This window comes from uncultured Clostridium sp. (assembly GCF_947039605.1).
Classification (GTDB): domain Bacteria; phylum Bacillota; class Clostridia; order Clostridiales; family Clostridiaceae; genus Sarcina.
Map to the genome: position 1 here is coordinate 1 of NZ_CAMQZG010000074.1, position 11,569 is coordinate 11,569.

The 11,569-nt window shown below is 27.4% G+C and carries 13 protein-coding genes and 1 pseudogene; 10 read left to right on the forward strand and 4 right to left on the reverse strand.

Annotation, left to right across the window (positions count from 1 at the left end; genetic code table 11):
* On the reverse strand, window positions 1-759 hold a 759-nt coding region (locus Q0V24_RS16240; protein ID WP_297523087.1), incomplete at its 3' end, for an SH3 domain-containing protein.
* A gap of 222 nt (window positions 760-981) precedes the next feature.
* On the opposite strand from Q0V24_RS16240, the pseudogene Q0V24_RS16245 reads away from it, so the two are divergent.
* Window positions 982-2,085: pseudogene (locus tag Q0V24_RS16245) on the forward strand (IS3 family transposase).
* 77 nt (window positions 2,086-2,162) lie between these two features.
* Here the strand turns inward: Q0V24_RS16245 and Q0V24_RS16250 are convergent.
* Window positions 2,163-3,476: an MATE family efflux transporter gene (locus Q0V24_RS16250; RefSeq protein ID WP_297523089.1), complete on the reverse strand. Its 1,314-nt coding sequence runs from the start codon at window positions 3,474-3,476 to the stop codon at window positions 2,163-2,165.
* Window positions 3,477-3,719: 243 nt separating this feature from the next.
* Here Q0V24_RS16250 and Q0V24_RS16255 point away from each other — a divergent pair, with 243 nt between their 5' ends.
* Complete coding sequence (locus Q0V24_RS16255; protein WP_297523091.1) at window positions 3,720-4,541, forward strand: thermonuclease family protein; 822 nt, start codon at window positions 3,720-3,722, stop codon at window positions 4,539-4,541.
* Window positions 4,542-4,623: 82 nt separating this feature from the next.
* On the opposite strand, the gene Q0V24_RS16260 is transcribed toward Q0V24_RS16255, so the two are convergent.
* Both Q0V24_RS16260 and Q0V24_RS16265 read right to left on the reverse strand, forming a co-directional pair.
* Complete coding sequence (locus Q0V24_RS16260; protein WP_297523093.1) at window positions 4,624-5,262, reverse strand: hypothetical protein; 639 nt, start codon at window positions 5,260-5,262, stop codon at window positions 4,624-4,626.
* A gap of 2 nt (window positions 5,263-5,264) precedes the next feature.
* On the reverse strand, window positions 5,265-6,368 hold the full coding sequence (locus Q0V24_RS16265) for an AAA family ATPase (protein WP_297523111.1): 1,104 nt from the start codon (window positions 6,366-6,368) through the stop codon (window positions 5,265-5,267).
* A 193-nt stretch (window positions 6,369-6,561) separates the two neighbouring features.
* Here Q0V24_RS16265 and Q0V24_RS16270 point away from each other — a divergent pair, with 193 nt between their 5' ends.
* The 8 genes from Q0V24_RS16270 to Q0V24_RS16305 all read left to right on the forward strand — a co-directional run bounded on the left by Q0V24_RS16270 (window position 6,562) and on the right by Q0V24_RS16305 (window position 11,111).
* Complete coding sequence (locus tag Q0V24_RS16270) at window positions 6,562-7,062, forward strand: GTP pyrophosphokinase (protein WP_297523096.1); 501 nt, start codon at window positions 6,562-6,564, stop codon at window positions 7,060-7,062.
* A 100-nt stretch (window positions 7,063-7,162) separates the two neighbouring features.
* Complete coding sequence (locus Q0V24_RS16275) at window positions 7,163-7,369, forward strand: hypothetical protein (RefSeq protein WP_297523098.1); 207 nt, start codon at window positions 7,163-7,165, stop codon at window positions 7,367-7,369.
* Between the two features lie 305 nt (window positions 7,370-7,674).
* The gene (locus Q0V24_RS16280; protein ID WP_297523099.1) at window positions 7,675-7,815 is read left to right on the forward strand and encodes a hypothetical protein; all 141 of its coding nucleotides are present in this window, start codon (window positions 7,675-7,677) and stop codon (window positions 7,813-7,815) included.
* Window positions 7,816-7,979: 164 nt separating this feature from the next.
* A complete protein-coding gene (locus Q0V24_RS16285; RefSeq protein ID WP_297523101.1) occupies window positions 7,980-8,264 on the forward strand; it encodes a hypothetical protein in 285 nt (94 codons plus the stop codon).
* A gap of 76 nt (window positions 8,265-8,340) precedes the next feature.
* Complete coding sequence (locus Q0V24_RS16290) at window positions 8,341-8,862, forward strand: Fic/DOC family N-terminal domain-containing protein (protein WP_297523103.1); 522 nt, start codon at window positions 8,341-8,343, stop codon at window positions 8,860-8,862.
* Window positions 8,859-9,431, forward strand: coding sequence for a Fic family protein (locus Q0V24_RS16295; protein ID WP_297523105.1), 573 nt, complete (start codon window positions 8,859-8,861; stop codon window positions 9,429-9,431). The genes Q0V24_RS16290 and Q0V24_RS16295 overlap by 4 nt, the downstream gene beginning before the upstream one ends.
* Window positions 9,432-9,518: 87 nt before the next feature.
* Entirely contained in the window at window positions 9,519-9,968 is a 450-nt protein-coding gene (locus Q0V24_RS16300) for an AAA family ATPase (protein ID WP_297523107.1), read from the forward strand.
* 18 nt (window positions 9,969-9,986) lie between these two features.
* Window positions 9,987-11,111 carry a hypothetical protein gene (locus Q0V24_RS16305; RefSeq protein ID WP_297523109.1) on the forward strand — a complete coding sequence of 375 codons (1,125 nt, stop codon included), beginning with the start codon at window positions 9,987-9,989 and terminating at the stop codon, window positions 11,109-11,111.
* Window positions 11,112-11,569: the final 458 nt, after the last annotated feature.

Genomic DNA, 11,569 nt, shown 5'->3' on the forward strand with positions numbered 1-11,569 from the left:
ATACCAACCATTATTTTGTCCTAAAACATTAACGATTGTTCCAGTTGGGATTTTACCTAAAATATTATAATTTGTGCTATTTCCAGTTCTAAAGTGTAACCAACCTATTGAACTTTGGATTGTTGTATGTCCAGTTGTAGGTGTAGTAACACTTGAATTATTTGTAGTACTAGATGGTGACATATAATAAGTTGCTCTCATATAAGTATTATCACTATCGTGTCCTGGAATATAACCATTATCATTTGCTCCTTTTAATTTTCTTTCATAAGAAAGTCCATTATCATAATAAGCTAGTTGCTCATCATTAACATTTGCTATAAGTTTATCTTTATTAGCCCATGATAAGAATATATAAGCATGTACATCACCAGAAAATACTATATCCCCAGGTTTTAAATTATTCATATTAGTATTTTTTGTCCATCCATTTTGACCTAGCCAATCGCCTAAGTTTGTTGTATACCCAATTGAAGTTGGAACATTAATACCAGCTCCTCTTAGAAGGCTAGATAGATAAAATGTACAGTTGTTTTTTTTAGTTCCATGAATTCTAATAGCTTCATGCCAAGCATTTTCTCGATTATTTGCATTATCTATATAATGTATAACACTATTTCCAACATTATGATTTGCTAATAATACTGTATTTTGTTGGTTTGTTATATTTTTATGAGATGTAGCTTGGACATTATGAGTTATACCTACAAGTCCTATTGTTACACCTGTTAACATAATTACTAATTTTCTTTTGTTCATATTTACTCCTTAATACTATCTTTTGTTTTTTTTCTTTGTTTTTCCATTTTAGCATTATTTTAAAATTAATTCAAATAATATTCATTCAAAAACAGTTAAAATTTAATAAAGACAAATGCTATGTTTAAAATGGACCCTATAGACTGGACACTTAAATAAAAAGTGTTTATCTATAGGGTTCTTTCTGTATAATTAAGTATAAATAACAAGTTGGAGGGTATTATGAGTAAAATTATTTTTGGTGAAAACGAAATAAAACAATTAAGAAATAATACAAATGTTCAAAAAGTGAGTGAAAAATCTATAACTTATTCTGCAGAGTTTAAAAGAAAATTTATTGAAGAGTACATTAACGGTAAGTCAGCTAAAATAATATTTAAAGAAGCTGGATTCGATATGGAGATGATAGGAACTGTTCGCTGTGAACAAGCTACTTCTAGATGGATGAAAAGCTATAAAAAAGATGGCTTAGTTGGATTAAGAGATACTAGGAAAGAAAATTCAGGACGTCCAACGAATGCACCATTATCAAAGGACAAGATTATAGAAAAACAGGAATCGAAAATAAGGTTATTAGAGGAGCAATTAGAGATGTTAAAAAAGTTAGACGTGAGCGAAAGGAGGGTTATAAAAAATTGTTTAAATCTAAAAAATAATGCTCTAGAACTATAAAAATGATATTAGCGAATGAATTTAATATCATTTATAGTAGAAAGAAAATACAACGTATTATGCGAAAATTTGAGATTATATGTCCTATAAGAAAGGGGAATCCATATAGAAAAATGGCAAAAGCTACAAAGGAACATAGAGTTGTTCCAAATACATTAAATCGTGAGTTTAAACAAGAAATTCCTGAAAAAGTGTTACTTACAGACATTACATATTTAAAATATGGAGCTGGTCAAATGGCTTATTTGTCGACGATAAAAGATGCTAGTACAAATATGATTCTTGCCTATAAAGTTTCAGATAGAATAACTTTAGAGATTGCTACTGATACAATTAAAAACTATGTTACATAAAGATGCTTTTATACATTCAGATCAGGGTGTGCATTATACAAGCCCTAAATTCCAAAAACTGCTAAAGAAAAATAAATTAGGGCAATCTATGTCTCGTCGTGGAAACTGTTGGGATAATGCGCCACAAGAATCCTTTTTCGGGCATATGAAAGATAAAATTATATTCAAGGAATTACAAAGCTTGACCGATGTAATTAAAGCTATTGATGACTATATTGATTATTATAATCATCATAGATGTCAATGGAACTTAAAAAAGATGACCCCGGTTCAATACCGAAATCACCTTCTAGCTTCGTAGCCCTCTTTTTTATTCTGTCCTTGACATGGGGTCCACTTTAGTTATGCATTCGTCTTTATTTATAGTTGTTTTTTATTTTAAGAATACTTTATTTTATGGAATGTAAATGATTTTTTTATAATTCTAAAGATTATAGTCATAATAATAAAGCTTATAAACTCAGAGAATACAAAAGCATACCAAATTCCTATATTCCCAAATATAAGAGGAAGTGTATATAATCCTATAAGTATAAATACAATACCTCTCATAAATGATAATAAATACGAAATGGGTGTTTTGTGTAATGACTGATATACAGTTGTGTCTATTAAGTTTATAGAGAATCCTGTGTACCCAATACTTGTTATTATCAAAGCTATATAAGATAAGTTCATTAATTCTTTTGAACTTGTGTAAAGAGATATTAAATCTTTACCAAATATAACGAATAATAAAGTTAAAGTAGCACCGATAGCAAAATTCATGATTGTGGCATAATTATATATTTTTTTTGCTTTTGAAAGTGAATCTTTACCAATATAATAACTAAGTAAAGGAGAAATTCCATCAGATACACCAAGAGATACATAGTAGTTTAATCCAGTAAGATAATTTGCAATTCCAAAAGCTGCAATTCCAATTTCACCATAAGCTTTTAATAAGAAACTATTAGTAAATAGTATTATTAAAGAGAATGATACTGTTATGAAAAATGTAGGTAAACCTATTTTTATAACTTTTCGTAAATCTCTCCAAACAAATTTACACTTTCCAAATGTTAAGTAAGTACTGAATTTAAGGAAGTAAATAACTTCATAAATTACAGCTATTGATTGTCCTATGCCTAAAGATATAGCAACACTTTCAAGACCTAAATGTAACTTGAATATAAAGATATACTCAAGAAATAGAGTAATAAGTGTAGATGTTATAAGTATAAGCATGGCTTTTCTTTGTTTTCCATCATTTTTAAGAAATAAATTAAAAATAGATTGTAAAACTATAGGTAGTGTAAAGACTAAATACCAAAATAAATAACCTCTACTTTCATTTAGTAAAGTTGGGCTAGAAGTTAAGCCATTCAAAATATTTTTTAAAAATAAAAAACCTATTACTTGAAATAATATACTTACGAAGATAGAACTATAGCTAACTAGTCTAAATATACCAGTTGCTTTTTGAATGTTATTTTTTCCAAGGTAATAACCAATAGTATTAGAAGCACCTATAGAAAATATGCTAGACAATGAATTGATAATCATTGTAAATGGAAGAACTACTGTAATGGCAGCTAGTCCAGATGAACCAATACCTCGCCCAATAAAAATACCACTTACGATTATGTAGATACCAACTACAAACATACCAGTAGCAGAGGGCATAGTATAACTTAAAAACTTTTTGATCATATATATTCAACTCCAAACATTTTAAATTTCATTTAATAATTAAAAGATTCATAATTTAGACTTATTATCTAATAGGATTACGCATATTTTATGAAGATTAAATATGTATATATAGTATAATTGGATATATATAGAAATGTATGAACTTAAAGTGAAGTGAAAAATAAATTTGGTATTTTAGCAAGAAGTCTAGTATTGTAGTAAAATAGGAATATAAATTAATATGAAGGTAGGAACAAACAAATGAAAAAAACTTTAATTATAATAGGAATACTAGTTGCAATAGGTGGTGCTTATTACATAGGTTCTCATAAGGAGAATCATAGAGCTAAAGAAAATTATAATAATCAATCATATTCACAACAAAGTAATCAAGGTGATAAGAATTACAGCAATCATAAGGAAAATACAAATTATAATAATATGGACCATAAAGAAAGTCACAAGAGTAATAATAAATATTCAGAAGTTGATGGAGTTCCTTTTAATAAGGGATATAATAATGATTATGATAAAGCAGCGGTTGAGAAAGCTAACAAAGAACATTCAAAGGTTACTTTAAATAATGAGTTTAGAGTTGAAGGTGTAGAGAATGTTAGGGGAGCAACAAATTGTAAGTATATAAGAGATATTGATGGAGATACTCTTGTTGCAAATGTAAATGGGGAAAAGAAAACAATAAGGTTCTTTGGTGTGGATACAGCAGAGGATGTAAATCCAAAAATACACTGTATTGAGCCATATTCAATACAAGGAAAAGAATATGTTGAAAGTAAGCTTGAAGCTGGTGATAATATAAAAATTCTTTTCAATGAAAGTAAAGGGAAATATGGTAGAGAAGTTGGAACTATATTCTATGAGAATAATGGTAAGTGGTACAACTTAAATGAAGAAGAGGTTGCAAATGGACTAGCTAGAATAGCTTATTTAAATAAAAATAATGCTACTGTAAATGTAAATGAGTATTATAAAGCAGAAGATAGTGCTAAATCTCAAAAGTTAAATATATGGAGTATACCAGGTTATGTAACTAGGTATGGATATAACTTAGCAATATTTAAATAACAATAGAAAATTAAAATAAAGATTAGAAGAAGACCCATAGAGTAAAAATGCTTTATGGGTCATTTAAAATTCAATATATTGATTATTGATATTCAAGTATTAAATTTTCTAAGTTTGATAGATTTTTATTTGTAAAAATTTTAGTGTCAGTAAATATACTAGAGTATTCATCAATTTCATCCCTCATAAGCCCAATATCTCCAGTAAGTGCAAATTCATCTATTGCTGTCAGTTTATAATCAATAAAAAGACAGATTTTTATATTTGTATTTGATGGAATATTATATGATTCTTGTAATAGAAAGTTTTCAAATAAACCAAGACTACCACTTAGTTTTTCTTTAACTTCATTTAACCTATTATCAATGATACCTTTTAGTGCTAAGTTGTCATTTTCTGATGCATTGGTAATTAATCCATTTAATCTGTGTAATAGAGCGGTTGTTATGTCTTTAGCCTCTATAAGTAAAATACCTTTCAAAGTTGAAACTTCTGCACCATCAGCAGTTTTGAATCTTTTTTTATTTCCAATTGTATCAAGTCCAAGCATAGTAATGTCACTTTGTATAATATAGTTTTCATCTTCTGAAAGACTTAAGTCTTTTTTCAGTTGTCTAAGTGTTAAATCAGAAGCAAATAGTATTCCAATATTTTCTCTTTGAATCATACTATAATTATTTAGCTTATGATTTAAAAAAATAATTTCATTTGATGAATTCATATTTAAAAACCTCTTACTTTTAACATTGGATTAGTTAAGTCTTTTACTATTTTTAAAGGTTTATCTTCTTTGTTACAGATAGCAAATCCTTTTTCTAATAAATATTCAATAGTATAATAATAAATTTTATTACTATTCTTTGTATAGTGGACAAGGCTTTGAATAATGTAAGGACTATGTGTTGTTAGCATAAATGGAATCTTTGATTTAAGTAAAAATTCTATAAAATCAAGTTGCCATTCAGGATGCATACCTTCTTCAGGCTCATCTAAAAGTAGTAAAGTACTTTGATTTATTGATTTATTCACCACAAGACGATCCATAATAGCAAACAATTTTTTTCCTGTTCCAAGGACTTTTACATCAACTGTTTTTGAATTTTCTTTATAAAATGCATAACCATATTTGTCAAAATAAAGTCCATTAAGAGGTTTAAAGTTATCATCTAGCATATCTGCAAATACTTTATTAAGTTTTTCTATTAAATCTTTTTCTTGTGCTGACACAAGTTTTGTTAAATTATATTTCTCATCAATAGCAGTATCAGCATTATTAATTAGATTTGAAAAGTTAAGGACTTCAGTAGATGAAATTAAAGTAGCATCAGTATACCAAGCATATTTACCGCTTAAGTTGATTTCAATTGGTTTATTTTTAGAAATTAAAAATTCAAGCGAAAAATTATTATGAGAGAAAAGAATTTTACCATTTTGTGTAGTTTCTCTAAGATAGTTTTCACCTAGTGTTGAGAAAAAATATTTAACTAAGTATTTTTTATATAACCTCATTTTTAATGTGTTTTCAAAGGTATTTAAATCAGTAACTGTACCTAATGAATATTCTTCTTCAAAATTATATTTTAATAGTTGTTTTTCCTTAATTGAATCAGTTTTATTATAGTCATTTATAAATTCAAGGTAGAATTCTCTACTTGTTTTTTCTGCTTTAATTATTGAAAAGAGTATTTTAGTAATTGTTGATTTTCCTATATTGTTATGTCCTGCAATAGAAGTACTTTTGTCTATAAAAATTTCTGCAGTTCCTATATGTCCTATATTTTTTATTGATAACTTTGCAAGAGAGTTTATTTCTGTGTTTAATTGCATATTATTCAAGCAAAATACCTCCTTATTTTTTTTAATTATATTGTATCATATAGTTTTATTAGATATAAGATAATAACTAGGTTTAACTTGATTTGATTTTAGGAATGAATATAAAATTGTAGGTATTAAGGTAGATAGAAAAACTTTTACGGATAAGGAGTATTTAATTCTACTTAATAAAGTTGAAAAAGAGATGGAGCGTATATTTAGTCATATTAAGGATAAGGGTGAAAATCTATATATCAATCACTTGCGTAGTGTTGCAAAGGATGTAGATGCACCAAAGGAAAAGATAGTTGCAATGCTACATGATTTATTAGAAGATACTGATTATATAGAAAGTTATTTGATAAAAATAGGTGTTCCAAAGGAGCTAAGAGATGCGGTGAAAAGCCTTACAAGAATACAGACACAAAGCTATAAAGACTATATAAATAATATATGCATAAATGAAAAGAGTTTTGTATTGAGGGTTAAATTAGCTGACCTTAAAAATAATATGGATATTTCAAGAATTTCAAATCCTACAAAAGAAGACAAAGAAAGAATAAGAAAAAGATATATGCCAGCATATACTCAGATAGAGAAAAGGCTCGAACAAATTAAATTTGAAAATAATGATCTTGAAGAATTTCTAAAAAAGCAAGGTACGTATGAATATTTAAAAAGTGCAATAGATAAGTGGGGAAAATAATTAGTTTCAAAAAGAGGAAACTCGACTCACATACGTTCACTGAGTAAGTTCCACTAGCCAAATATAAAATTTGGAGTGTTACTTAAAGGAGGTGATAGAATTGGAACCGGCAATAGAAAAAGCTGAAAACAAACTTGAATACTTAAGTGGTGATGAAGATGCAATGAGATTATACTGGGAAAGAGAAAGATCGCTTCATCTAAAAAATCGCAAGGATACTCCCACTTCTGCAAGTGGGGGAGGAATTGCTCGTAGCGTAGCTAAACGACAACTCTCTAAGTCCTTGCTCAAACCTCCTTTTGGTTAGTATTTCTTGTATAATTTAGTTAGATTTAGTATATAATAAATAATATAAGTATTAAGTCAAGAGAAAACCGTTGCGTTAAAGGCACTCGCTGACATTAACTAATACTAAATCGTAATACGAAATTAACTGTCTATGACAGTAGTAGTTGAGTACACTCTTCTACTAACGGTTCTGTCAATAACCGTATAATGTAGCATAGGTTTGAGGAGGGAGAGCATTGCTCGTTAGTACCTCGTTACTATAGTTACAAGCCCCCATCTTCAAGCCTTTAGGCTAAGTGGCGGGTAGTTGACGAAAGAGCAAATATGATTAGTTCGGCTAAAGATAAAGGTAGATTAGAAGGAAAAATAGAAGCAGCTAAAAGTGTTCTAGATATTTTAGATGATGAAACAATTGCTAGTAGATTTGATTTAGATATAAATTTAGTTAGAGGACTTAGAAAATAAGTGTGTGATTTAGCTACAAGGATAAAACTGTATTAGGGTAAGCCTAGTGCAGTTTTTTTTATTTAAGTTAAATTCCATTCCTTGGTAGAAGATGTATTTTAATTGACATAATAAATAATTAAAATAGGTGTATAAGATTATTAATATAAGAAGAGGGATACAAAATGAATATAACTTTAGAAAATTGTTATTCTGTTCTGTTAGCAGAAGGGAATAAGCATGAAACTGTAAAAGAAAGAAAAAAGATTGAAGAACTATTAAAGAAACAAAATGTTCCTTTATTTGAAAAAATAATAGAGGCTCAAATTAAATATGCTGGAGTTTCTTATTGTAAATATGAAAAAGATGAGGATGAGGCATATAGATTAGATTTATTTAATGGATATAGAATAACAAGAATTATAAAAAATAAAGTAAATGATCAGAGTATAAAGATGAGTTCAATATAGCTGAACTTAAATTAAATTATTCACTAGATTTATTTTAAGTATAATAATATCAATAATAGTAATAAGGAGTGAGAGCATGGAACCGTATAAAGTAAAAAAACTACCACTAGATTATAAGGTTGATAAAGATTTATTAAGATTATTAGCTGAAGCAAATGAAAAATATGGAGAATATAAATCACTCTTAAATACTCTAGAGTTTGATTCAACTTACTTTCTAGACTCTGTACTTTTAAATGAGAGTTATAAATCTACACAAATAGAAGGGACACAAATTTCGCAAGATGAGATGTATTATTTAAAATATTTAGATAAAACAGATGAAAGTCTAGAAATACAAAATTTAAAGAAAACTATTGAGTTTGGATATAAAGAGATTTGTAGAAAAGATGGCATAAGTATAAGCGTTGTTAATAAAATGCATGAGATGTTATTAAATAGTGATAGAGGTGCAGAAAAAACACCAGGACAAATAAGAACAACACAAAATTGGATTGGACCAAGAGGTATAGGGATAGAAGGTGCTATATTTATTCCACCAGTTCCAGATGATATTATAGATCTTTTAAGCAATTTATATGAATATATGAATATATGAATGATGCATTTATAGATCCATTATTAATTAATATAGCAATAGCACATGCACAATTTGAGACAATACATGCATATAAAGATGGAAATGGAAGGTTAGGAAGAGCATTAATACCACTACAAATGGCATATTTAGGTGATTCTAAACCAATCTTATACCTTTCAGAGGTAATTGAATTATATAAACCATCATATCAGAGAAATTTAATGGAAAGCAGAAGAGGAAATTTAGCAGGCTTTATCAAATTTTTCTTACAATGTGTTATAGATCAATGTGCAATGTATACAAATAAGTTAAATCAAATAAAAGAAATATACAAAGAAGATATGAAAAAAATAGAAATCTTTAGAGGAAATTCTGTCTATAAAATTATACCAGTTATAATGAAACAGATTGTTTTTACTAAAAAAGAAGTAGAAGACCAATCAGGAGTATCTGTAAATACTGTATCTAGTATTATAAACAAGCTGGTTGAAATGGAAATTATAGTTAAGGATAATACTGTCATAAAAAAAGGATATAAATATGAAAGCATTTATAAGGTTTTTGTTGGTAGTAAGGAATATTATTAAATTGGAAAGATTACTCTAGGAAACTAGGGGAATCTTTTTTTATATTATTGAGTAAAAATAATATTGATATAGTTAGGAGTGAGGAAAATGACAACTTTATATTGTTTAGTTGGAATACCAGCAAGTGGAAAGTCAACTTTTGCAAATGAACATATAAATGAAAATACTATTTGGATATCATCAGATAATATTAGAAAAGAAATTTATGGAGCAGAAACACATCAAGATAATAATATTGAAGTATTTGAGATGATGTATAAAAGAACTAAAGAAGCTTTAAATAGTGGAGTTAATGTGATTTATGATGCTACAAATATTAGTATAAAAAAAAGAAAGAGTCTTATATATCAATTAGAAGGTATAAAAAAGATATGTGTTTATTTTGAAGTTGATTTAAATGAAGCTATAGAAAGAAATGCAAAAAGAGAGAGAAAAGTTCCAGTTCATATAATAAATGAAATGTATAAAGATTTACAAATCCCTACTCATTATGAAGGGTGGGATGAGATAAAGATAATTAAAAGTAGGAAAATATAAGTTTGGAGGGAATCGAGTGTGAAAAGAGAGTTTATAAACATTAAAAATAGTTTTAATGGATATCTAATGAGTGGAGATAGTAAGGTTTTAAAGGTTAAAAATAATATTATTATAAAACTGATGAATAAAAATAAATTACCATTACATTTTAGATTTAGAGAAAAAATTATAGATACATCAATAGAAAATTGGCTTCACACAAGATATATAGATACATCTAGAAGGAATTTTGATAAAATTTCAAAAGTATTAGGGTTATCTTCAAATGATTTAGATAATATTATAAATTTTAAGGCTTTTAGTATAACAGATAATTATTGGTTAAAAAAAGATGAAGAAGATGTTAGTTATGAGGAATTAATAGAGCTAAGTAAAGGGAATTATATATCTGATGTTGCTTTAAATGGAGATGATATTAAATTTCAGCAGATAAATATAACACCAGAATTAACTAATATAGGTTCATTTGAAAAGTGTTGGCACTATGAAAATGAAGTGTGGTATTTAAAGAAAAAAGGAGATATTATGGGTTGTGGCTCTAATATTTCAGAAGTTATTGCTTATGAAATAGCAAAGTTAGTAGGGATAAAATGTGCAAGATATGAAATAGTTGAAGGGGGCAGGTATGTAATTTGTGAATCTATTGCAAAAACTTCTAATTTAGAACCTTGGGGAACTATTTCAGAAGAGCTTGATGATGATTATATTCTAGAATTTTTAAGTGATGTAGATAAAGAAAAGTATTTAGATATGATATATTTAGATGCCTTAATTAGAAATATAGATAGACATGAATTTAATTTTGCATTAGAAACTAATAGAAATACAGGAGAATTTCTAGGGTTATCAAAAATATATGATAATAACCTGTCTTTAGTAGGGGTAGAACAAGTAAGTGGAATAAAAACAGGACTAGCAGTTACAAAAATGAATGCTAAAATTTTAAAAGTATATGGAGTTAAATATAAGAAGGTTGATATTAAGAGTCTTGAAAATATTATAAAAGAAATTTGCAATTCTTTAAGTGTTGAGGAACAATATAAATTAGAAGATAAATTAATGTTAGATAAATTTGATTTAGAAAGTTATATTTTAACTCAGGTAATAAAAAGCGATGAGGCATTAAGAAAAATATTAGGATAGATATGAGAGATTAAAAGTAGCAGAAGATACTGTAAAAGAAATGAAAAATTATAAAGAACCCATAGTATAATATTGTTCAGTTTGCAGTAGATAAAAAAGCTAAATATCTAGCTCTTGGAGCATTTGGGTGTGGAGTTTTCAAAAATGACTCTGCAAGGGTGGCAATGCATTTTAAAAATGCAATAAATCAATTAGTTCTAAAAGATAGTATGGATATAAAATTTGTAATCTTTGGAACTATTCCTAAAGGGTTTAATTAGGCGTGGTTTAAGAGTTAGAATAGGGAATAGATAAGAAAAAGGAATAGACAAATTTTGATGGGTTCTTTCTTATCTTTGGGTAAATAAAATAACTAACAGATTAAAAAAGGGCATTTTTAGATGCCCTTTTGTTGTATACTTATTTTTTTATCCCCATACTTGAGTATATAACTTCAAAAAGTTCTTACTCAAGTATGG

What these genes read in the sequence shown, in the direction of transcription:
- Q0V24_RS16250 (WP_297523089.1), bottom strand. Translation starts at nt 3,476, where the DNA reads ATGATCAAAAAGTTTTTAAGTTATACTATGCCCTCTGCTACTGGTATG.
- Q0V24_RS16255 (WP_297523091.1), top strand. Translation starts at nt 3,720, where the DNA reads ATGAAAAAAACTTTAATTATAATAGGAATACTAGTTGCAATAGGTGGT.
- Q0V24_RS16260 (WP_297523093.1), bottom strand. Translation starts at nt 5,262, where the DNA reads ATGAATTCATCAAATGAAATTATTTTTTTAAATCATAAGCTAAATAAT.
- Q0V24_RS16265 (WP_297523111.1), bottom strand. Translation starts at nt 6,368, where the DNA reads ATGCAATTAAACACAGAAATAAACTCTCTTGCAAAGTTATCAATAAAA.
- Q0V24_RS16270 (WP_297523096.1), top strand. Translation starts at nt 6,562, where the DNA reads ATGGAGCGTATATTTAGTCATATTAAGGATAAGGGTGAAAATCTATAT.
- Q0V24_RS16280 (WP_297523099.1), top strand. Translation starts at nt 7,675, where the DNA reads ATGATTAGTTCGGCTAAAGATAAAGGTAGATTAGAAGGAAAAATAGAA.
- Q0V24_RS16285 (WP_297523101.1), top strand. Translation starts at nt 7,980, where the DNA reads ATGAATATAACTTTAGAAAATTGTTATTCTGTTCTGTTAGCAGAAGGG.
- Q0V24_RS16290 (WP_297523103.1), top strand. Translation starts at nt 8,341, where the DNA reads ATGGAACCGTATAAAGTAAAAAAACTACCACTAGATTATAAGGTTGAT.
- Q0V24_RS16295 (WP_297523105.1), top strand. Translation starts at nt 8,859, where the DNA reads ATGAATGATGCATTTATAGATCCATTATTAATTAATATAGCAATAGCA.
- Q0V24_RS16300 (WP_297523107.1), top strand. Translation starts at nt 9,519, where the DNA reads ATGACAACTTTATATTGTTTAGTTGGAATACCAGCAAGTGGAAAGTCA.